The following is a 19,399-nucleotide window of genomic DNA, read 5'->3' on the forward strand; positions in this document are numbered from 1 at the left end:
ACCGTGCCTTTATCAGGGCCTAGACTCCCGTGCGTACAGATCGTCGGACCGTGGCGTTCGACGTTCACCGGCACGGATCAAGGGCAGGGCACAGGTGGGAACGCCTGGTCGCCGATCTGAGGAGTGAGGGGCGGACGTGCGGGAAACGACCGTCGTCGCGGCGGACTACTTCCAGTCCTACTCGGTCGTCGGACTGCTCGCCGTCGTCGGCCTGCTGTTCGTCGCCGTCGCCTTCGGGGCGGGCCGCCTGCTGCGGCCGGTGGTGCCCACCCCGGAGAAGCTGCTGACGTACGAGTGCGGCGTCGACCCCGTCGGCGAGGGCTGGGCCCACACCCAGGTCCGCTACTACGTCTACGCCTTCCTCTACGTGATCTTCGCTGTCGACTCGATCTTCCTCTTCCCCTGGGCGACCGTCTTCGCCGCCGACGGCTACGGCGCGACCACCCTCGTGGAGATGTTCGTCTTCCTCGGCTTCCTCGCCGTGGGCCTGCTGTACGCCTACAAGAAGGGCGTCCTGACATGGACGTGAACCCTGCCGCCCCCGAGCCGGTGCTGCTGCCGGAACCCGCACGTCCCTCCGGCGACGGCACGGCGAGGCTCGGCGCGCTCGCCCGGCTCGCCCCCGAGCCGATGAAGGTCGTCCTCAACTGGGGCCGCCGCTACTCGCTCTGGGTGTTCAACTTCGGCCTCGCCTGCTGCGCGATCGAGTTCATCGCCGCGTCGATGGCCCGGCACGACTTCATCCGCCTCGGCGTCATCCCGTTCGCCCCGGGGCCCCGCCAGGCCGACCTGATGGTCGTCTCCGGCACGGTCACCGACAAGATGGCGCCCGCCGTGAAGCGCCTCTACGAGCAGATGCCCGAGCCGAAGTACGTCATCTCCTTCGGCGCGTGCAGCAACTGCGGCGGCCCCTACTGGGACTCCTACTCCGTCACCAAGGGCGTCGACCAGATCATCCCGGTCGACGTCTACGTCCCCGGCTGCCCGCCCCGGCCAGAGGCGCTGCTCCAGGGCATCCTCAAGCTCCAGGAGAAGATCGCCCGCGAGTCCCTGGGGGAGCGGTACGGCACCGCCTCCGCCGGACGCCCCTCGGCGGCGGCGCTGCGGAGCGGGCTGGTCGAGCCCCCCGCACCGAAGGGCGACGCGCCGAAGGGTGACGGGCCGAAGGGTGAGGCGCCGAAGGGTGAGGGGGCCGCCGGATGACCACCGTCGGCTGGCTCCCCGCTGACGCGGAGGAACTCTTCGGCGCGCAGGCCACGGCGGAGGAGTCGTACGGCGTCCTCACCGTCGACGTGCCGTCCGACGCCTGGATCCCCGCGCTGGAGGCCGCGCGCGACCGGCTCGGCTGCACCTTCTTCGACTGGCTGAGCGCGGTCGACGAACCCGGCACCGGCTTCCGCGTGACCGCCCACGTCGCCGCCCTGTCCCCGGTACGGCGGCTCCTGCTGCGCACCACGGTGCCGCACGACACCCCGGAACTGCCGTCCGCGGTCGGCGTCTACGCCGGCGCGGCCTGGCACGAACGCGAGACCCACGAGATGTTCGGCGTCGGCTTCACCGGACACCCCGGCCTGGATCACCTCCTGCTGCCCGAGGGCTTCGAGGGTCACCCGCTGCGCAAGGACTTCGTCCTCGCGGCCCGGGTCGCCAAGGCGTGGCCCGGCGCCAAGGAACCGGGAGAGTCCGAGCACGGCGGCCCCAAGCGGCGGCAGATGCTGCCGCCGGGCGTGCCCGACCCCAACGAGTGGGGCCCCCTCAAGGGCCAGCTCCCGCCCGCCCCGGCCCGCCCGGCCCGCCGCGCGGCCACCGCGGCGGCACGCACACCGGGCGAACGCCCGCCCCGGCGCACCCGCTCCGTCTCCGAGGGCTCGGCGAGCCAGTCGGCAGGGGCAGGGGCAGGGGCGGAGGCGGGGGACGGCGCCGACACGACCGCGGCCGAGTCGCCGGCCACCCCGCGCAGGGCGCGGTCGGTGGCGGAGGGGTCCGCGAGCCAGCGGGGGGCCACTGAGAGCGGTACGCCTCGTCGGGCGCGCACGGCGTCCGAGGGCTCCGCGAGCCAACGTCCGGACGCCCCCGCGCGCCGGTCGCGCAGCGCGAGCGAGGGGTCGGCATCACAACGCGAGGACGCCCCGGGCACGGTCGGTCCCCGCCGGGCGCGGTCCGCGTCCGAGGGCTCCGCGAGCCGGCGCACGGGACAGGAACAGGCGCCGGCCGCCGACGACACGGCAGCGGCTCCCGCGGAGGAACCACGCGACCGCAAGCCGCCCGCCGCCCCGCGCAGCCCGGACGCCCCGTGGCACCACGCGCGGCCCGCCTTCGAGGAACCGAAGCCGGGGGCCGCCGTGCCCCACCCTGAGCCGGATCCCGGAGCGCGTCCTGAACCGGAGGCCGAGCCCCGGCCCGCGCCGGCCCCCGAAGCGCGCCCCCAGCCGGCCCCCGAAGCGCGCCCCCAGCTGGAGCCGGAAGCGCGCCCCCAGCCGGAGCCGGAAGCGCGTCTCCAGCCGGAGCCGGAGAGCGGGCCGCGCCCCGAATCCGAGAGCCCCGAATCCGAGAGCCCCGAATCCGAGAGCCCTGAAACGAACAGCCCCGACACGAACAGCCTCGACACGAACACCCCCGACGACCCCTCAGGAGGCCGGCAGTGAACGACGTGCTCGACGTCGCCCTGCGACTCCTGGTCGTGTTCGTCGTCTTCCTCACCTTCCCCCTGATCGTGGGCCAGACCGAGCACAAGGTGATGGCCCACATGCAGGGCCGCCTCGGCCCGATGTACGCCGGCGGCTTCCACGGCTGGGCCCAGCTCATCGCCGACGGCGTGAAGTTCGCGCAGAAGGAGGACGTCGTCCCGGCCGGCGCGGACCGACGCGTCTTCCAGCTCGCGCCCGCCGTCGCGCTGCTGCCGTACCTCCTCGTCCTGCTCGCCGTCCCGATCGGCCCCGGTGAGGGCGCGGTCGGCCAGGTGATCGACGCGGGCGTGTTCTTCGTCCTCGCCGTCATGGGCGTCGGCGTCCTCGGCTCACTGATGGCCGGCTGGGCCTCCGCCAACAAGTTCTCCCTCCTCGGCGGCCTGCGCACCGCCGCCCAGCTCCTCGCCTACGAACTCCCGATGCTGCTCACCGCGGCCTCGGTGGCGATGGCCGCCGGCACCGTCTCCCTCGTCGGCATCCTCGACGCGTTCGAGTGGTGGTGGGTGCCCTGGCAGATCACCGGCGCGCTCGTCTTCTTCATCGCGGGCCTCGCCGAACTCCAGCGCCCGCCCTTCGACATGCCGGTCGCCGACTCGGAGATCATCTTCGGCGCGTACACCGAGTACACCGGTCTCCGCTTCGCCCTGTTCCTCCTCGCCGAGTACGCCGGCATCGTCGTCCTGTGCGGCCTGACCACCGTCCTCTTCCTGGGCGGCTGGCACGGCCCCTGGGGCGCCGACGGCCTCGGCTGGGTGTGGACCCTGCTGAAGACCGCCGTCCTCGCCTTCGTCGTCATCTGGCTGCGCGTCACCTACCCCCGCATGCGTGAGGACCAGCTGCAGAAGTTCTCCTGGACGCTCCTGGTCCCCCTCTCCCTCGCCCAGATCGCCCTGACCGGCGTCGTCAAGGTGGTGTTCCTGTAATGGCCCCGATTCCCGGCTCCGGCCTGGCCAAGGGCCTGGCCGTCACCCTGCGGACGATGACGCGGAAGTCCGTCACCGCCCCCTACCCGGACACCCAGCCCGAACTGCCGCCCCGCAGCCGCGGGGTGATCGGCCTGTTCGAGGAGAACTGCACGGTCTGCATGCTGTGCGCCCGCGAGTGCCCCGACTGGTGCATCTACATCGACTCGCACAAGGAGACCATCCCTCCGGCGGCCCCCGGAGGCCGCGAACGCAGCCGCAACGTCCTCGACCGTTTCGCCATCGACTTCTCCCTGTGCATGTACTGCGGTATCTGCATCGAGGTCTGCCCCTTCGACGCGCTGTTCTGGTCCCCGGAGTTCGAGTACGCCGAGACCGACATCCGCGACCTCACCCACGAGCGCGACAAGCTCCGCGAGTGGATGTGGACCGTCCCGGCCCCGCCCGCCCTCGACCCCGGGGCCGAGGAGCCGAAGGAAGTCGCCGCCGCCCGCAAGACCGCCGACAAACTCGCCGCCGCCCAGGCCGAACCGCAGGGGGAGGAGTCGTGACCCTGACCGCAGCCGCGGGAACGGCCGCGCACGCCACGACCACCGCCGCCGGGTCGCACGGTTTCCTCTCCCCGACCGGCGTCGAGATCACCTTCCTCCTCGTCGGACTGGTCACCCTCGGGGCCGCCGTCGTCACCGTCACCACCCGGCAGCTGGTGCACGCCGCCCTGTGGCTGGTGGTGGCCCTCGGCGGGCTCGCCGTCGAATACCTCCTGCTCACCGCCGAGTTCATCGCCTGGGTGCAGGTCCTCATCTACGTCGGGTCCGTCGTCGTCCTGCTGCTGTTCGGGCTGATGCTCACCCGCGCCCCCGTCGGCCGCTCACCGGACGCCGACTCCGGCAACCGGTGGGTCGCCCTCGCCGTCGCCGTCGCCGCGGCGGCGGCCCTGGTCTGGGTGGTCGTCGACGCCTTCCGCACCACCTGGATCGACCTGGACGGAGCCCCCGCCGGCTCCACCGACGTCACCGGCGCCAGCCTCTTCCAGCACTGGGTCCTCCCCTTCGAGGCCCTGTCCGTCCTCCTCCTCGCCGCGCTCGTCGGCGCGATCGTCCTGTCCCGCAAGGCCAAGGCCGGCTCCGAACCCGGCGCGAAGGACGCGACCGCGTCCGGCACGGCGACCGGCGCGACCCGCACCCGGCGCGACCAGGAAGGGACCCGCTGATGCACCTCGCCTATCCCGCCGTCCTGTCCGCCCTCCTCTTCTGCACCGGCGTCTACGGTGTCCTCGCCCGCCGCAACGCGATCCTCGTGCTGATGTCGGTCGAGCTGATGCTCAACGCCGTCAACCTGAACCTCGTCGCCTTCGACGTCTGGCTCAGCCGGGCCGCCGAGGAGACGCTGCACTCCGGACAGGCCCTGGCCCTCTTCACCATCGCCATCGCCGCCGCCGAGATCGGCATCGGCCTCGCGATCGTCCTCGCCGTGTACCGCAACCGCGGCAGCTCGGACATCGACCGGCTCCGCGACACCGCCGAGGGCCACGACCCCGACGACCCCGACAGCGACACCACCGGCCGCGCCAACCCCGCCCCGGCCTCCGGTGAGAAGGCCGAGGCCACCGCGTGACCACGACCACCCTCGCCGTCCTCGTCCCCCTCCTTCCGTTCCTCGGCGCGCTCACCGGTCTGCTGCTGGGCCGCACCGCGCCCGGCTTCGCCCGCCCGCTCGCCGTCCTGCCGACACTGGCCTCCCTGGCGCTCGCCGCCGTCGTCGCCGCGCGTCAGGGCGGCGGCGGCCCGGTCGACGCCGCCACCGAGCTCACCCCCACCGGCTCGGTGCCGATCGAACTCGCTCTGCACATCGACGGGTTCGCCGCCCTCACCGCCGTGGTCGTCGCCACCGTCGCCGCCTGTGTGCAGATCTACTCCACGGGCTACCTGCGCGACGACCCGCGCTACCCGTCGTACGCGGCCCTCGTCTCGCTGTTCACCTCCGCGATGCTCCTGGTCGTCTACACCGGCGACCTGATGGTGCTGCTGGTCGGCTGGGAAGTCATGGGCATCTGCTCCTACTTCCTCGTCGGCCACTACTGGGAGACCCCCGAGGCCCGCGCCGCGTCACTCAAGGCCTTCCTGGTCACCAAGCTCGGCGACGTCCCCTTCCTCATCGGCCTGTTCGCCCTCGCCTCCGACGCCGGGTCCTTCCGCATCACCCGGATCCTCGGCGCCGTCGCGCACGGCGGCATCGACCACCCGACGCTGATCGCCCTGCTGCTCCTCGCGGGCGTGGCCGGCAAGTCCGCGCAGTTCCCGCTGCACACCTGGCTCCCCGACGCGATGGCGGGCCCCACGCCCGTCTCCGCGCTGATCCACGCCGCGACGATGGTCGCCGCCGGTGTCTACTTCGTCGCCCGTCTCCTCCCGCTCTTCGAGGCCTCGCAGGCCGCGATGACCGTCCTCGCCGTCATGGCCGCCGTGACGATGACCGGCTCGGCGCTCGCCGCCCTCGCCCAGGACGACATCAAACGCGTCCTCGCCTACTCGACGATCGGCCAGCTCGGCTACATGACCGGCGCCCTCGCCGTCGCCGACCGGGGCGCCGCCGTCTTCCACCTCCTGTCCCACGGCGCCTTCAAGGCGCTGCTCTTCCTGGCCGCCGGCGTGATCATCCACGCCGCCGGCACCAACTCGCTGGCCGCCATGTCCCGCATGAGCCACCTGCGCGACCGCGTCCCCGACGCCTACTGGACGACGACCGTGGCGCTGCTCGCGCTCGCCGCGATCCCGCCGTTCAGCGGCTTCTTCTCCAAGGAGGCCGTCCTCGGCGTCGCCGAACACGTCGTCACCGGCCACACCGAGCACGCTCCCGCGGCGGCGGGCTGGATCGTCCTCCTCGCCGGTCTGCTCACCGCCCTCCTCACCGCCGCCTACGCGACGCGGTTGTGGCTGCTCGCCTTTCGCGGCAGCGGCACCGAGGCGCCCGACCACGGCCGGCAGCCGCTGACCATGACCGCGGTGCTGTGGGTGCTCGCCGTGCCGTCGCTGGCGCTCGGCGGGTTCGCCTTCCGGGTGCTGCCCGACTGGTTCGACGGCCACGACCTGACCCCGACCCTCACCACCTCCGTGCTCGGCACGGGCGTGGCCCTGGTCGGCGGCATCGTCACCTACGCCACCTGGCGGCACACCACCGCGCACGCCGCCCGCGTCCCGCTCGGCGCCGTCGCCGCCCACCCCGAGGGTGACGCCGGTCAGGTCGAGGCGGAGGCCATCGCGAGCCACGAACCGGCCTACGGGGACGTCGCCTTCGCGGCCGACCCCTCGGACCCCGGGCGACTGCTGCTCGGCCCGCTGCACCGGCACGCCGCCGTCGGCTTCCACCTGGACGCCGTGTACTCGGCGCTGTTCGTCCGCCCGGTCCGGGCCGGCGCGAGCCTCGTACGGTTCCTCGACCGGGAGGTCGTCGACACCTACGTACGCGGCGCGGGCACCCTGCCCCGCTGGCTCGGCGCCGCCGTCCGACGGGCCCAGACCGGCAATCTGCAGACCTATGTGAGCGCGCTGCTCGCCGGCACCGTCGTCCTCGCGGTCGCCGCCGTCCTCGTCGCCACGGGAGCGTGAGCAGGCGTGATCGATATCAACGAGTCCGTGATGCAGTTCCTTCTGGCGTTTCTCGTCGTGGGCCCGCTCCTGGGTGCCGCCGTCGCTCTGCTGCCCGCACCGCCCGGACTGAAGGGGAAGTCGCCCGAGCAGGCCGTACTGCGGCACGGCGTCACCGTCACCGGTGTGATCCTCGCCGCGGCGATCGTCCTGGCACTCGGCTTCGACCAAGACCACCCGTCGAAGATGCAGGCCACGACCGACATCAGCTGGATCCCCGCACTCGACGTGCGGATCCACCTCGGCACCGACGGCATCTCGCTCCCCCTTCTGGTCCTGACCGCTCTGCTGGCCTTCCTCAGCGCCCTCTACTCGTACTTCAAGCCGCCTGCGGGACCGTCCCCGAAGGCCTTCGTCGCTCTGCTGCTCGTCCTCGAGTCCGGCACCCTGGCGACCTTCGCCGTCCTCGACCTGGTCCTGTTCTTCCTCGCCTTCGAGACGGTCCTCGTCCCGATGTACTTCCTCATCGCCCGCTGGGGCGGCGAGGGCCGGGCCGAGGCCGCCTGGAAGTTCATCCTGTACACGCTGCTCGGCTCGGTGGTCATGCTGCTCGGCCTGCTCCTGATCGGGATCAAGGCGGGCACGTTCGACATGGTGGCACTCGCCACTGACAACGGCCGGTCGCTGACCACATCCGTGCAGGTCATCGCCGTACTGGCGGTCGGGATCGGACTCGCGGTGAAGACGCCGATGTGGCCCCTGCACAGCTGGCTGCCCGACGCCCACACCGCCGCGCCGACGGTCGGCTCGGTCCTGCTGGCCGGCGTCCTGCTGAAAATGGGCACGTACGGCTTCGTACGGATCCTCCTCCCGGCCGCCCCCGACGGCTTCCGCACCTTCGCGCCGTACCTGGCCGCTTTCGCCGTCGTCGGCATCGTCTACGGATCCCTCGCCTGCCTCGCCCTGGCCAGGAAGGGCGCCAAGGGCGACCTCAAGCGGCTCATCGCCTACTCCTCCGTCGGCCACATGGGCTTCGTCCTCCTCGGCATCGCGACCATGACCCCGACCGGCGTCAACGGCGCCCTGTTCGCCAACGTCGCCCACGGCCTCATCACCGGCCTGCTGTTCTTCCTGGTCGGTGGTCTGAAGGAGCGCACCGGCAGCACCGACCTCGACGCCCTCGCCCAGGAGACCGGAGCCGCGCTCTACGGCAGGGCCCCGCGTCTCGGCGGCCTGCTCGCCTTCGCCGCCGTCGCCTCTCTCGGCCTGCCCGGCCTCGCCGGGTTCTGGGGCGAGATGCTCGCGCTGTTCGGCGCCTTCGACCCCGCCGACGGGCTGAGCCGCCCGGCCTTCCTCACCTTCATGTCGATCGGCGCGTTCGGCACCCTGCTCACCGCCGCCTACCTGCTGATCGTGGTCCGCCGGGTCTGCATGGGCGCCGCGCCCCGGGACGACGCCCCGCGCCTCACCGACGTGCGCTCCTACGAGTTCGCGGCCTGGACCCCGCTCGTCGTCCTCACCGTCGTCGCCGGCCTGTGGCCCAAGGCCCTCCTCGGGCTGACCGACCCGGCCGTGCAGCAGCTCCTCGCAGGAGGCACCCGATGAGCTCCCTCGTCCAGTCCGTCGACTGGCTGGCCATCGCACCGCCCACCATCGCCGCGGTCGTCGGACTCGGCGTCCTCGTCGCCGACCTGTTCGTCGCCGAGGCCAGGAAGCCCCTGCTCGGCTGGATCGCGGTGGCGGGGCTCGCGGCCGCCGCGCTCATGCTGCTGCCCCTCCTCGACGCCGACCGCAGCACGTTCTGCCTGGTGGGCGACACCGGGGTGTGCAGCTACACCGCGGACCGCTTCACCCTCGTCATCCAGTTCCTGGTCCTCGGCGGCGCCCTGCTGGCCGCGCTGCTGTCCGTCACCGCGCTGAAGGACTCCGGCAAGCGGCTCCCCGAGGGCGAGTACTGGTTCCTGTTCCTCTCCTCCGCGGCCGGCGCCGCACTGCTGCCCGCCTCCCGGGACCTCGCGACCCTGGTCGTCGCCCTGGAGGTCGCCTCGCTGCCGGCCTTCGCCCTGGTCGGCCTGCGTCACGGCGACCGCAGGTCCTCCGAGGCGGCCCTGAAGTTCTTCCTGTCCTCCGTCACCGCCACCGCGGTCAGCCTGCTCGGCATCAGCTTCGTCTACGCGGCCACCGGGACCCTGCACCTCGCACGGGTCGCCGAGCGCATCCAGCACGTCGACGGGCAGCTCCAGACCCTCGCACAGACCGGCGTCGTCCTCACTCTCGTCGGCTTCGCGTTCAAGACGGCCGCCGTCCCCTTCCACTTCTGGGTTCCCGACACCTACGTGGGCGCCCCGCTGCCCGTCGCCGCGTACCTGTCGGTCATCGGCAAGGCGGTCGGCTTCTCCGGCCTCATCCTCGTCACGGTCGTCGCCCTCCCCTCGTACGCCGACGTCTGGGCCCCCGCGCTCGCCGTGCTGGCCGCCCTCACCATGACCGTCGGGAACCTCGGCGCCCTGCGCCAGCGGCCCACGCGCGCGTACAGCGCCGTACGCCTCCTCGCCTGGTCGTCCGTCGGCCAGGCCGGCTACCTCCTGGTGCCGATCGCCGCCGCCGGCTACTCCGACGACCCCGAGCGGTCGATCGGCTCCACCCTCGCCTACGCCCTCATGTACGGCGTCGTGAACCTGGGCGCCTTCGCCGTGGCCGCCCTCGCCGGCCGCGCGCACCGGCTCAACCGGGTCGCCGACTACCGCGGGCTGTACGCCGCGAGCCCGCTCACCGCGCTGCTCATGGGCTTCTTCCTGCTGTGCCTCGCCGGGCTCCCGCCGGGCGTCATCGGCCTCTTCGCCAAGGTCACGGTGTTCGCCGCGGCCGTCGACGCCGGGCTCGGCTGGCTGGCCGTCGTCATGGCCGTCAACGTCGTCATCGCTCTGGTCTACTACCTGCGCTGGACGGCGCTGCTGTTCCGCGCACCGGAGGGCGAAGTGGCCACCCACCGCCTGACCGCCCCCCTCACCGCGGCGCTCGCCCTCACCGGCGTCCTCGGCATCGCCCTGTCCGGGGCTCCCCAGCTGATCCTGCGCTTCACGGACACCGGGCTGTTCTAGCGCGCCCGTCCACGCGCGCGGGGAGCCGCTTGGCCTCCACGCGCGCGTGCCGCGGGCCCTCTGCCGAACGGCCGTCACCCGGACGGTTGACACGCGCCACCACGCGCACAAGGGAACTAGTGCCTCTCGCCTGGCGTTGACCGGTACGGGAGGGTCCACTGGACGTGAGACCACGGCACCAGTGGGCAGCGCAGGTCAGAAGGAAGATCAGCAAGCAAGGGTTCCCCTGCCGCACGACTTGGAGGGCGTACCGTGCACCGCCGGCACAACGGGCTCAGGACCGCTGTCCTCCTCGGGGGACTGTCCGCACTCATCATCGTCATCGGCAGTTTCTTCGGCCGCATGGGGCTCGTCGTCGCCGTCGTCGTCGCTCTGGGCACCAACGCCTACGCGTACTGGAACAGCGACAAACTGGCTCTGCGGGCCATGCGGGCCCGCCCGGTGAGCGAGTTCGAGGCGCCGGGCCTGTACCGGATGGTCCGTGACCTCTCCACGCAGGCACGCCAGCCCATGCCCCGCCTGTACATCTCACCGACGGAGGCACCCAACGCCTTCGCCACCGGCCGCAATCCGCGCAATGCCGCGGTGTGCTGCACCGAAGGCATCCTGCGCCTGCTCGACGAGCGCGAACTGCGCGGCGTCATCGGCCACGAGCTCAGCCACGTCTACAACCGCGACATCCTGATCTCCTCGGTCGCCGGCGCCCTCGCCTCCGTGATCATGTTCCTGGTCAACTTCGCCTGGCTGATCCCGATCGGCCGCTCGGACGACGACGAGGGCCCGGGCCTCCTCGGCATGCTGCTGATCCTCCTCCTCGGCCCGCTCGCGGCGTCCCTCATCCAGCTGGCCATCAGCCGCTCCCGGGAGTACGAGGCGGACGCCTCCGGCGCCCAGCTCACCGGCGACCCCCGGGCCCTGGCGAGCGCCCTGCGCAAGCTGGAGCAGGGCACCAAGCAGCTTCCGCTGCCCCCCGAGCCCCGCATCGAGACGGCCAGCCACATGATGATCGCGAACCCGTTCCGCCCGGGGCAGGGGCTCGCGAAGATGTTCTCCACCCACCCGCCGATGGCGGAACGCATCGCCCGGCTCGAGAAGATGGCAGGCCACCTGTGAAGACCATCCTGAACTTGATCTGGCTCGTCTTCAGCGGCTTCTGGCTGTTCCTCGGCTACATGCTCGCCGGCCTGCTGCTGTGCATCACGGTCATCGGCATCCCCTTCGGCGTGGCCGCGTTCCGCATCGGCGTCTACGCCCTGTGGCCCTTCGGGTACACCACGGTCGAGCGCCGCGACGCCGGAGCCCCGTCCTTCGTCGTCAACGTGCTGTGGCTGATCCTCGCGGGCTGGTGGCTCGCCCTCGGCCACATCGTCACCGGCATCGCCCTGTGCGTGACGATCATCGGCATCCCCCTCGGCATCGCCAACTTCAAGCTCATCCCGGTCTCCCTGTTCCCGATGGGCCGCGAGATCGTCCGCACGGATCAGGCGTTCACGGACCGCTGGTGAGTCCCCGGGCGTCCTCAGGGACGCCCGACGGCGGGGATGTTGTCCACAACCGCGGAGTTGTCCACAGGCCCGCACACGCCTCGTGGCCGGACCGCATGATGAACCCATGACCGAGCACGACAACCCGACCGAGCACGACAACACGACTGAGCACGAGAATCGGTACGAGCCACCGGGTCCGGTTCCGCCGCACCGCATACGCCGAGGCCCTTGACGCCCTTCCGTGCGCTTCGGGGCGGCCGGCCCCCGGGGCTCCCGGCCACGAGGCCCTTAACGCCCGCCCCGAGCCCTCCGCCGCCTCCACACCTTCCGCACGCCGTAGACCGCCACACCCCCGCCGAGCACCGCCGCGCCCACGACCACCGAGACGGCCGGCAAGGAGAACGCCAGGACCAGGCATCCGGCGAGCCCCACCACCGGCACCGCCCGGGCCACGACTCCCGGACCGAGGGTCCAGGCCGAGGCATTCGCCACCGCGTAGTACGTCAGCACACCGAAGGAGGAGAACCCGATCGCGCCCCGCACATCCACGGTGGCGGCCAGGACGGCGACCACACCGCCGACGGCCAGCTCCGCCCGGTGCGGCACCCGGAAGCGCGGGTGCACGGCGGCCAGCGCCCCCGGAAGGTGCCGGTCCCGGGCCATGGCCAGCGTCGTCCGTGACACCCCCAGCAGGAGGGCCAGCAGCGACCCCAGCGCGGCCACCGCCGCACCCGCCCGCACCACCGGCGCGAGTCCGGGCACCCCGGCGGCCCGCACCGCGTCGGCCAGCGGCGCGGGGGACTCACCCAACTCCCGAGCCCCCAGCACGGAAAGGACCGACACAGCGACCACCGCGTACACGGCCAGAGCGACACCCAGGGCCACCCGGACGGCCCGCGGAATGGTGCGCGCCGGATCTCGCACCTCCTCGCCGAGGGTCGCGATCCGCGCGTATCCCGCGAACGCGAAGAACAGCAGACCGGCCGCCTGGAGCACCCCGCCGGCCCCGCCCTCGAAACCGGTGTCCAGACGCCCGTAGCCGGCTTCTCCCGACGTCAGACTCACGACCACCACGGAAGCGAGGACCGCCAGGACCACACCCACGATCACCCGCGTCACCCACGCGGACTTCTGCACACCGCCGTAGTCGACCGCCGTGACCAGCACCACGGCGCCGACGGCGACGGCGTGCGCCTGCCCCGGCCAGACGTACGCCCCCACGGTGAGCGCCATCGCCGCGCAGGACGCCGTCTTGCCGACCACGAAGGCCCAGCCGGCCAGGTAACCCCAGAACTCGCCGAGCCGCTCACGCCCGTACACGTAGGTGCCGCCCGAGGCCGGGTACAGGGCGGCGAGGCGCGCGGAGGAGTCCGCGTTGCAGTAGGCGACCACGGCGGCGGCCGCCAGCCCGAGGAGCAGCCCGGAACCGGCCGCCCGTGCGGCGGGCGCGAGCGCGGCGAAGATCCCCGCCCCCAGCATCGCGCCCAGCCCGACGACGACGGCGTCACTCGCGCCGAGGGTGCGGCGCAGTCCGGCGCCCGGCGGATTCGTCATGAGGCCGCACCCTACTGATCAAGAGCAACCGGAAGGTGGACTCGTGACGTCCTTCATGGTGCAAGGGCCGGCGGGAAAGGGCAGGTACTCGGCATGACGATCATCAGTTGGATCATCCTTGGCCTGTTGGCCGGGGCCATCGCGAAGTTCCTGCTGCCCGGCCGCGATCCGGGCGGTCTCATCGGCACCACGCTGATCGGCGTCGCCGGCGCGTTCATCGGCGGCTGGATCTCGTCCCGCTGGTTCGACCACCCGGTCAGCAAGGACTTCTACGACGGCACCACATGGGTGGCCGCGATCGGCGGCTCACTGGTCCTGCTGATCGCCTACCGCATCCTGTTCGGCCATTCGCGCGACTGACGGCACCGCGCGCACGCACGAAAAAGGGGTGGGCACCCGAGCGGCACCCACCCTCCCTTCTCCGTCCGGCGCGCCGGCAGACCTACCGGTAGTTCACGAACTGCAGGGCGAAGTCGAAGTCCTTGCCCTTCAGCAGCGCGATGACGGCCTGGAGGTCGTCGCGGCTCTTGGAGCTGACGCGCAGCTCGTCACCCTGCACCTGGGCCTTCACGCCCTTGGGACCCTCGTCCCGGATGATCTTCGCGACCTTCTTCGCGTTGTCCTGGGAGATGCCCTCCTCGATCGACGCGAAGATCTTGTACTCCTTGCCCGAGAGCTGCGGCTCACCCGCGTCCAGGGCCTTCAGGGAGATGCCCCGCTTGATCAGCTTGGACTGGAAGACGTCGAGGACTGCCTTGACCCGGTCCTCGGAGTTCGCCTCCATGAGGATCTTCTCCCCGGACCACGAGATCGAGGCGCCCACGCCCTTGAAGTCGTAGCGCTGCGAGATCTCCTTGGCGGTCTGGTTGAGGGCGTTGTCGACCTCCTGCCGCTCGACCTTCGAGACGATGTCGAAACTGGAGTCGGCCATGTCCTGTGGCTCCTTGTATCGGGGTGCGTATCGGGGTGCGCGCCGGACGCGTACCGGCGTACGTGAGGCGGCCTCCGGGCCCGGTGTCGGCCCCGGACCGCATCCGGACCAGCCTAGTCACCCCCCGGCCCCGGGGTGGAGATCAATCGGGTGGCGGAGCACCCCTGTCCATCGGGTATTGTTTACGTCGTTGCCAGCGAGCACCGCCGAGAGGCGGTCTCAGGTGCAGCAAACCCGGCGGTGTGCCCGAGCGGCCAAAGGGAGCAGACTGTAAATCTGCCGGCTCAGCCTTCCCAGGTTCGAATCCTGGCGCCGCCACACGACCGAAAGGGTCTGTGACCAGCAGCAATGCTGATCACAGACCCTTTCGTCGTTCAAACCGCCGGATCCGGCGCCCTCGGTGTGCCGAAGCGCCGTTGGCGGCGGTGGGCGGCCGTCAGAGGGTGCCGGGGCCGGCTGTCGTGATGGCCTCGGTCGCCGCCCGTCGCAGCGCACGCTGCGTGAGCCAGCTGTTCTTCCCGCCGGTCAGGCAGGCCACGGCGCGGCCCACCCATTCCGGGTCGCCGAGTAGATGTGGCTTCCCCTCGTCGACGAGCTGCCGCAGCAGACTCTACAGCCGCAGGGCGTCCACCGCCCGGTACGGCCGCGCGTGCTGGTCGAAGCGGAGCTGATGGTCCTCGTACGGGTGGCGCAGCGTCATGTGCAGCCAGCCTCCGTCGCGCCCGGCAACCATCCCCTTGAACGTGTACGTGCCCCTGCTGTTCGTGGTCCAGGAGTGCTTGCCCCAGGTGAGCCAGATGCCGGCCATGATCCTCGGCCACGGGACCAACCGTCCCTCGGATTCCGGCTCGTGCTGATGGAGCCCGTCCTGTCGGATCTCCACCCAATGGGTGTCCGGGCGGGTGGCCTCACCGATCGTCCAACGCCCGCCGACCAGTTCCAACGGCCCCAACTGCGTACGGCCCGCCTCCATGCCGGGCATTGAACCACGCGGTCGCGGACACGTGCGGCCGTGCCTCAGGCCCGCCGGGACGGGAAGTGACGGACCGCCGGGACGGGGCGCGGGGCACACTGGGGGCATGTCGTCCCGTCGCCGTCCGTGCCCCGAGTGCCGTCGCGAGATCGCCGTCGTCGCCGGACGGTACGCGCGGCACGATCCGCCCGGAACCCGCGGCAGCGGCGAGCTGACCTCATGCCCCGGGTCGCGCCGACTCGCCCTGCCCGGGCCCGAGCAACCGTCGCTCGACGGGTACGTGGTGCCGGAGTTCCCCGGACAGATGCCCCTCTTCTGACGCCCGCGCCCCGCGCCCCGCGCGCCCCGTGCCCCCGATGCATCAGTTGCCGGCGACCGACTTCACGGCCACCGACACCGGGGCGGAGCCGCCGATCAACTCCAGGGTGAGGCCCGCCGTCGCGGGCGTGTCGACCAGTTCCGCCAGGACGGCGGCCACGTCGTCCCGGGGAATCGGTCCGCGGCCCGTGCGGGCCTCCAGACGCACCAGTCCGGTACCCGGCTCGTCGGTGAGCTGACCGGGCCTCAGGATCGTCGCGTCCAGGGCGTCCAGACCGAGCACGTACGCGTCCGCCTCGCCCTTGGCGCGCAGGTACACGTCGAAGACCTCGTCGCCCTGGTGCTTCGCGTCCGCGCCCATGGACGACACGATCACGAAGCGGCGTACGCCCGCGCGGACGGCCGCGTCGGCGAACAGGACCGCCGCCGCCCGGTCCACGGTGTCCTTGCGGCCCACGCCGCTGCCCGGACCGGCCCCCGCCGCGAACACGGCGGCATCCGCGCCCTCCAGGTGCCGCGCGACCTCCTCCACCGACGACGACTCCAGGTCGAGCACGATCGGCTCGGCGCCCAGCTCCCGCAGGTCGTCCGCCTGTTCGGGTTTGCGGATGATGCCCGCCGCCTCGTCCCCGCGCGCGACGAGCAGACGCTCCAGCCGCAACGCGATCTGACCATGACCACCAGCGATGACAATGCGCATGTCTTCGACCGTACGCCGCGGCAGGCCCGTTCGCCGCGCGACTCAGCGACACCCCCGCGTCGACGACCCGCCCGCGCCGCCACGCCGGCCACCGCCTCCGCCGAGGCGTCACCCACGTCCGCCCGTCCTACCGCCGCCATGGCGGCTGGCACCCCCGCTACGCCGGCCCCCGCCCCTGCCGGGGCAGCCCCGGCCCCGTGCCGGAGGCCGCCGAGTCGCAGTACTCGCGCACCGCGCTGGTCCGGGCGACCACCCGGCCGCCGTGCACCACGACACGGCTGTACGCCAGGGACAGCGCGGCCGGGAGGCCATCGCCGCGGACCGCCAGCAGGTCGGCCGGGAAACCCGCCTCCACGCGCACCTCCGGCAGGCCCATGGCCGCCCGCGCCGCCGTGCTCACGGCCGCGTACGCGTCCTCGGGGGACAGACCCTGGCAGGAGGCCAGCAGGTACGCCGCCTCCAGCGGGTCCCCCCGGCCCACCGGGTTCGACACGTCCCGCAGGGCGCCGCTCCCGGCCGCCACCCGCACCCCCGCCGAACGCAGCAGCCGCACCGGCGCGGCACCCCTGATCTCGGCCGCGCCGCAGCCGCCCTGGGGCAGGCACACCACCGTCACGCCGGCCGCCGCGAGCCGGTCCGCCGTGCGGGCCGCCAGATCGGCGGGCAGGCCGGAGAGGGCGCCGCACGGTCCCAGCGTCACCCCGGGCCGCAGACCGCCCGCCATCGCCGCGAAGCGGGCCAGCCGGGCCGGGTCGGCCGCGTCGGTGTGCAGGTCGACGGGACAGCCGTGCTCGGAGGCGACCTCCAGCACCGCCTCCACGTAGCCCGCCGGGTCCGGGTCCAGGTCCGGGCAGCCGCCGACCACGGAGGCGCCCATCTTGACCGCGTCCCGCAACACCGCGAGCCCGTCCGCGCCGGCCACCCCGGTCAGCACCCGGGGCATCGCCACCGTGGTCAGCTCGGCCAGCCCGCGCAGCGAACGCCCCGCGCGCAGCACGGCTTTCAGCGCGCCCAGTCCCGTCATGTCTCCCACCCGCACATGTGCGCGCAGCGCCGTCGCCCCGTGCCCGAGCTGGAGCAGCGCCGCCTCGGTCGCCCGGCGCTGGACGTCCTGCGGGTCGTCGGAGACGGGCCCCGGCTCGTCGGCGGACAGGGCGGTGTCCGCGTGGGCGTGCGGCTCGGCGGGGGCCGGGAGGAGGAGGTAGCCGGAGAGGTCGAGCCGGGGCACGCACGCGCGCGTGGCGTCCGGGGCGAGGCTGCCGGCCGTACCGACGGCCTCGATGCGTCCGCCGCCCAGCCGTACGTCCACGGTCCGGCCGTCGGTGAGACGGGCACCGCACAGCAGCAGCGGGGCCGGGTCGCCCGGGGACGAACCGGAGGGCGAGGACCACGGGTGGGACGGTGGCTGCGGCCGGTTGTCGGGCATCGCGCTCCTGGGACTCGGGCTGCGCACGGAGACGCATGTCACGCTGAGACAAGATCACGCAGAGTGAGTCGAGCCTAGGATGACCGCCCGCCACGCGCCGGGAGGAGCGCAATAGTCGTACCGGCGTGGTCCGTCCGCCGGGAGGGGGACAGGCACCCGAAACGGATTTGGGCGATCGGCGGCGGACCGTGTAATGTCTTCATCGCTCGCCCCAATAGCTCAGTCGGCAGAGCGTCTCCATGGTAAGGAGAAGGTCAACGGTTCGATTCCGTTTTGGGGCTCTGGTGTGTGAGGTTCCCGCCGCGAGGCGGGGCCCGATCGCATCAAAGCGGTGTAGCTCAGTCGGTAGAGCAAGCGGCTCATAATCGCTGTGTCACCGGTTCAAGTCCGGTCACCGCTACAGACAGTAGCCGATTGCGGGGTCGGTCCTTCGATCGGCTACTCTTCTTGCGTTAATCAAGTCCATCCGTTCGTCAAGGAGCACTCACGTGGCTGCCACCGACGTCCGCCCGAAGATCACGCTGGCCTGCGTGGAGTGCAAGGAGCGGAACTACATCACCAAGAAGAACCGGCGTAACAACCCGGATCGCCTTGAGATGAAGAAGCACTGCCCGCGTTGCAATGCGCACACCGCGCACCGCGAAACGCGATAAAACAGGCTCGTACACGAGGCCGTCCCCCCACTCGGGGGGCGGCCTCGTGTCGTTTCACCACCGACATCACACGCTGTGAGACACGTCGGTCCTGAACCGACACAGGAGGTGCCGCGCGCATGGCGCTCGACCAGTCCTTCGTGGGGCGGAGCTACCCGCCCACCGAGCCCTACGAGGTGGGCCGGGAGAAGATCCGCGAGTTCGCCGAGGCGGTGGGGGACGCCAACCCGGCGTACACGGACACGGAGGCGGCCCGGGCGCTCGGCCACCCCGACGTGATCGCCCCGCCGACCTTCGTGTTCGCCATCACGTTCAAGGCCGCGGGCCAGGTCGTCGCCGACCCGCAGCTCGGCCTCGACTACAGCCGGGTGGTGCACGGCGACCAGCGGTTCGCCTACAACCGGCCGGTGCGCGCCGGTGACCGGCTCAGCGTCACGTCGACCATCGAGACGATCCGGACGATGGCCGGCAACGACATACTGGACATCCGCGGCGAGGTGCACGACCAGGACGGCGCACACGTCGTGACCGCCTGGACCAAGCTGGTGGCCCGCGCGGCCGAGGAGGCGTGAATCACACCATGACGGCGAAGATCTCCTACGCCGACGTCGAGGTCGGCACCGAGCTGCCCGCGCAGACGTTCCCCGTGACACGCGCCACTCTCGTCCAGTACGCGGGCGCCTCCGGCGACTTCAACCCCATCCACTGGAACGAGCGGTTCGCCAAGGAGGTGGGCCTCCCGGACGTCATCGCGCACGGCATGTTCACCATGGCCGAGGCGATCCGCGTGGTGACCGACTGGGTCGGCGACCCGGGCGCGGTCGTCGAGTACGGCGTCCGCTTCACCCGCCCGGTCGTGGTGCCCGACGACGACAAGGGTGCCCTCGTCGAGGTCACCGGCAAGGTCGCCGCCAAGCTCGACGACAACACCGTGCGGGTGGACCTCGTCGCGACCAGCGCCGGACAGAAGGTCCTGGGCGCCTCACGGGCGGTCGTCCGGCTCGCCTGAACCGGACCGGACGGCGGGGGAGCGGGGGCGGCGGCGCCGTCTCGTAGTCT

At 72.1% G+C, this 19,399-nt stretch carries 22 protein-coding genes and 3 tRNA genes; 20 read left to right on the forward strand and 5 right to left on the reverse strand.

Annotated features, from left to right (window positions below):
- The first annotated feature begins 136 nt into the window (after nt 1-136).
- From ACIF8S_RS02670 to ACIF8S_RS02725, 12 genes are all read left to right on the forward strand, one after another.
- Nucleotides 137-529 carry an NADH-quinone oxidoreductase subunit A gene (locus tag ACIF8S_RS02670; RefSeq protein ID WP_030823404.1) on the forward strand — a complete coding sequence of 131 codons (393 nt, stop codon included), beginning with the start codon at nt 137-139 and terminating at the stop codon, nt 527-529.
- Nucleotides 520-1,203 (forward strand): NADH-quinone oxidoreductase subunit B, encoded by a 684-nt coding sequence (locus ACIF8S_RS02675; protein WP_399996923.1) that lies wholly within the window; start codon nt 520-522, stop codon nt 1,201-1,203. Before ACIF8S_RS02670 ends, ACIF8S_RS02675 begins: the two co-directional genes overlap by 10 nt.
- Complete coding sequence (locus tag ACIF8S_RS02680; RefSeq protein WP_399996924.1) at nt 1,200-2,645, forward strand: NADH-quinone oxidoreductase subunit C; 1,446 nt, start codon at nt 1,200-1,202, stop codon at nt 2,643-2,645. The genes ACIF8S_RS02675 and ACIF8S_RS02680 overlap by 4 nt, the downstream gene beginning before the upstream one ends.
- On the forward strand, nt 2,642-3,610 hold the full coding sequence (locus tag ACIF8S_RS02685) for a complex I subunit 1 family protein (RefSeq protein ID WP_215213187.1): 969 nt from the start codon (nt 2,642-2,644) through the stop codon (nt 3,608-3,610). The genes ACIF8S_RS02680 and ACIF8S_RS02685 overlap by 4 nt, the downstream gene beginning before the upstream one ends.
- The gene (locus ACIF8S_RS02690) at nt 3,610-4,161 is read left to right on the forward strand and encodes a NuoI/complex I 23 kDa subunit family protein (protein WP_399996925.1); all 552 of its coding nucleotides are present in this window, start codon (nt 3,610-3,612) and stop codon (nt 4,159-4,161) included. The genes ACIF8S_RS02685 and ACIF8S_RS02690 overlap by 1 nt, the downstream gene beginning before the upstream one ends.
- Nucleotides 4,158-4,823, forward strand: a complete 666-nt coding sequence (locus ACIF8S_RS02695) for an NADH-quinone oxidoreductase subunit J (RefSeq protein WP_399996926.1) — start codon at nt 4,158-4,160, stop codon at nt 4,821-4,823. Before ACIF8S_RS02690 ends, ACIF8S_RS02695 begins: the two co-directional genes overlap by 4 nt.
- Nucleotides 4,823-5,227 carry an NADH-quinone oxidoreductase subunit NuoK gene (nuoK, locus tag ACIF8S_RS02700; RefSeq protein WP_399996927.1) on the forward strand — a complete coding sequence of 135 codons (405 nt, stop codon included), beginning with the start codon at nt 4,823-4,825 and terminating at the stop codon, nt 5,225-5,227. The genes ACIF8S_RS02695 and nuoK overlap by 1 nt, the downstream gene beginning before the upstream one ends.
- Complete coding sequence (locus ACIF8S_RS02705) at nt 5,224-7,218, forward strand: NADH-quinone oxidoreductase subunit L (RefSeq protein WP_399996928.1); 1,995 nt, start codon at nt 5,224-5,226, stop codon at nt 7,216-7,218. The genes nuoK and ACIF8S_RS02705 overlap by 4 nt, the downstream gene beginning before the upstream one ends.
- Before the next feature lie 6 nt (nt 7,219-7,224).
- Nucleotides 7,225-8,802, forward strand: coding sequence for a NuoM family protein (locus tag ACIF8S_RS02710; RefSeq protein WP_399996929.1), 1,578 nt, complete (start codon nt 7,225-7,227; stop codon nt 8,800-8,802).
- Complete coding sequence (locus tag ACIF8S_RS02715; protein WP_399996930.1) at nt 8,799-10,298, forward strand: NADH-quinone oxidoreductase subunit N; 1,500 nt, start codon at nt 8,799-8,801, stop codon at nt 10,296-10,298. Before ACIF8S_RS02710 ends, ACIF8S_RS02715 begins: the two co-directional genes overlap by 4 nt.
- A 252-nt stretch (nt 10,299-10,550) precedes the next feature.
- Nucleotides 10,551-11,411 (forward strand): zinc metalloprotease HtpX, encoded by an 861-nt coding sequence (gene htpX / locus ACIF8S_RS02720; protein ID WP_399996931.1) that lies wholly within the window; start codon nt 10,551-10,553, stop codon nt 11,409-11,411.
- A complete protein-coding gene (locus tag ACIF8S_RS02725; protein ID WP_399996932.1) occupies nt 11,408-11,803 on the forward strand; it encodes a YccF domain-containing protein in 396 nt (131 codons plus the stop codon). Before htpX ends, ACIF8S_RS02725 begins: the two co-directional genes overlap by 4 nt.
- A 270-nt stretch (nt 11,804-12,073) precedes the next feature.
- On the opposite strand, the gene ACIF8S_RS02730 is transcribed toward ACIF8S_RS02725, so the two are convergent.
- The gene (locus tag ACIF8S_RS02730) at nt 12,074-13,339 is read right to left on the reverse strand and encodes an APC family permease (protein WP_399996933.1); all 1,266 of its coding nucleotides are present in this window, start codon (nt 13,337-13,339) and stop codon (nt 12,074-12,076) included.
- A gap of 93 nt (nt 13,340-13,432) precedes the next feature.
- Here ACIF8S_RS02730 and ACIF8S_RS02735 point away from each other — a divergent pair, with 93 nt between their 5' ends.
- On the forward strand, nt 13,433-13,699 hold the full coding sequence (locus ACIF8S_RS02735) for a GlsB/YeaQ/YmgE family stress response membrane protein (protein WP_399996934.1): 267 nt from the start codon (nt 13,433-13,435) through the stop codon (nt 13,697-13,699).
- A gap of 82 nt (nt 13,700-13,781) precedes the next feature.
- Here the strand turns inward: ACIF8S_RS02735 and ACIF8S_RS02740 are convergent, their stop codons facing one another.
- Nucleotides 13,782-14,270 (reverse strand): YajQ family cyclic di-GMP-binding protein, encoded by a 489-nt coding sequence (locus ACIF8S_RS02740; RefSeq protein ID WP_024883143.1) that lies wholly within the window; start codon nt 14,268-14,270, stop codon nt 13,782-13,784.
- 236 nt (nt 14,271-14,506) lie between these two features.
- Between ACIF8S_RS02740 and ACIF8S_RS02745 the strand changes: the two genes are divergently transcribed.
- Nucleotides 14,507-14,588: transfer RNA gene (locus ACIF8S_RS02745), tRNA-Tyr, on the forward strand.
- Nucleotides 14,589-14,880: 292 nt separating this feature from the next.
- Here the strand turns inward: ACIF8S_RS02745 and ACIF8S_RS02750 are convergent.
- Nucleotides 14,881-15,243, reverse strand: coding sequence for a hypothetical protein (locus ACIF8S_RS02750; protein WP_399996935.1), 363 nt, complete (start codon nt 15,241-15,243; stop codon nt 14,881-14,883).
- Nucleotides 15,244-15,349: 106 nt separating this feature from the next.
- Here ACIF8S_RS02750 and ACIF8S_RS02755 point away from each other — a divergent pair, with 106 nt between their 5' ends.
- On the forward strand, nt 15,350-15,562 hold the full coding sequence (locus ACIF8S_RS02755) for a hypothetical protein (protein WP_399996936.1): 213 nt from the start codon (nt 15,350-15,352) through the stop codon (nt 15,560-15,562).
- A gap of 42 nt (nt 15,563-15,604) precedes the next feature.
- Here ACIF8S_RS02755 and ACIF8S_RS02760 read toward each other — a convergent pair whose 3' ends face one another.
- A complete protein-coding gene (locus ACIF8S_RS02760) occupies nt 15,605-16,261 on the reverse strand; it encodes an NAD(P)H-binding protein (protein ID WP_399996937.1) in 657 nt (218 codons plus the stop codon).
- 157 nt (nt 16,262-16,418) lie between these two features.
- Complete coding sequence (locus ACIF8S_RS02765) at nt 16,419-17,687, reverse strand: amidohydrolase family protein (RefSeq protein ID WP_399996938.1); 1,269 nt, start codon at nt 17,685-17,687, stop codon at nt 16,419-16,421.
- Between the two features lie 208 nt (nt 17,688-17,895).
- Here ACIF8S_RS02765 and ACIF8S_RS02770 point away from each other — a divergent pair.
- The 5 genes from ACIF8S_RS02770 to ACIF8S_RS02790 all read left to right on the forward strand — a co-directional run bounded on the left by ACIF8S_RS02770 (nt 17,896) and on the right by ACIF8S_RS02790 (nt 19,349).
- Nucleotides 17,896-17,968 (forward strand) — tRNA-Thr (locus ACIF8S_RS02770).
- Nucleotides 17,969-18,014: 46 nt separating this feature from the next.
- Nucleotides 18,015-18,087 (forward strand) — tRNA-Met (locus ACIF8S_RS02775).
- An 88-nt stretch (nt 18,088-18,175) separates the two neighbouring features.
- Nucleotides 18,176-18,340, forward strand: a complete 165-nt coding sequence (gene rpmG / locus ACIF8S_RS02780; protein WP_003948671.1) for a 50S ribosomal protein L33 — start codon at nt 18,176-18,178, stop codon at nt 18,338-18,340.
- A gap of 119 nt (nt 18,341-18,459) precedes the next feature.
- Complete coding sequence (locus ACIF8S_RS02785) at nt 18,460-18,912, forward strand: MaoC family dehydratase N-terminal domain-containing protein (RefSeq protein ID WP_399996939.1); 453 nt, start codon at nt 18,460-18,462, stop codon at nt 18,910-18,912.
- An 8-nt stretch (nt 18,913-18,920) separates the two neighbouring features.
- The gene (locus tag ACIF8S_RS02790) at nt 18,921-19,349 is read left to right on the forward strand and encodes a MaoC family dehydratase (protein ID WP_399997069.1); all 429 of its coding nucleotides are present in this window, start codon (nt 18,921-18,923) and stop codon (nt 19,347-19,349) included.
- Nucleotides 19,350-19,399: the final 50 nt, after the last annotated feature.

The organism is Streptomyces sp. NPDC085937 (assembly GCF_044540535.1).
Classification (GTDB): domain Bacteria; phylum Actinomycetota; class Actinomycetes; order Streptomycetales; family Streptomycetaceae; genus Streptomyces.

What these genes read in the sequence shown, in the direction of transcription:
- ACIF8S_RS02675 (WP_399996923.1), top strand. Translation starts at nt 520, where the DNA reads ATGGACGTGAACCCTGCCGCCCCCGAGCCGGTGCTGCTGCCGGAACCC.
- ACIF8S_RS02680 (WP_399996924.1), top strand. Translation starts at nt 1,200, where the DNA reads ATGACCACCGTCGGCTGGCTCCCCGCTGACGCGGAGGAACTCTTCGGC.
- ACIF8S_RS02690 (WP_399996925.1), top strand. Translation starts at nt 3,610, where the DNA reads ATGGCCCCGATTCCCGGCTCCGGCCTGGCCAAGGGCCTGGCCGTCACC.
- nuoK (WP_399996927.1), top strand. Translation starts at nt 4,823, where the DNA reads ATGCACCTCGCCTATCCCGCCGTCCTGTCCGCCCTCCTCTTCTGCACC.
- ACIF8S_RS02715 (WP_399996930.1), top strand. Translation starts at nt 8,799, where the DNA reads ATGAGCTCCCTCGTCCAGTCCGTCGACTGGCTGGCCATCGCACCGCCC.
- ACIF8S_RS02730 (WP_399996933.1), bottom strand. Translation starts at nt 13,339, where the DNA reads ATGACGAATCCGCCGGGCGCCGGACTGCGCCGCACCCTCGGCGCGAGT.
- ACIF8S_RS02735 (WP_399996934.1), top strand. Translation starts at nt 13,433, where the DNA reads ATGACGATCATCAGTTGGATCATCCTTGGCCTGTTGGCCGGGGCCATC.
- ACIF8S_RS02740 (WP_024883143.1), bottom strand. Translation starts at nt 14,270, where the DNA reads ATGGCCGACTCCAGTTTCGACATCGTCTCGAAGGTCGAGCGGCAGGAG.
- ACIF8S_RS02750 (WP_399996935.1), bottom strand. Translation starts at nt 15,243, where the DNA reads ATGGAGGCGGGCCGTACGCAGTTGGGGCCGTTGGAACTGGTCGGCGGG.
- ACIF8S_RS02755 (WP_399996936.1), top strand. Translation starts at nt 15,350, where the DNA reads ATGTCGTCCCGTCGCCGTCCGTGCCCCGAGTGCCGTCGCGAGATCGCC.
- ACIF8S_RS02760 (WP_399996937.1), bottom strand. Translation starts at nt 16,261, where the DNA reads ATGCGCATTGTCATCGCTGGTGGTCATGGTCAGATCGCGTTGCGGCTG.
- ACIF8S_RS02765 (WP_399996938.1), bottom strand. Translation starts at nt 17,687, where the DNA reads ATGCCCGACAACCGGCCGCAGCCACCGTCCCACCCGTGGTCCTCGCCC.
- ACIF8S_RS02785 (WP_399996939.1), top strand. Translation starts at nt 18,460, where the DNA reads ATGGCGCTCGACCAGTCCTTCGTGGGGCGGAGCTACCCGCCCACCGAG.
- ACIF8S_RS02790 (WP_399997069.1), top strand. Translation starts at nt 18,921, where the DNA reads ATGACGGCGAAGATCTCCTACGCCGACGTCGAGGTCGGCACCGAGCTG.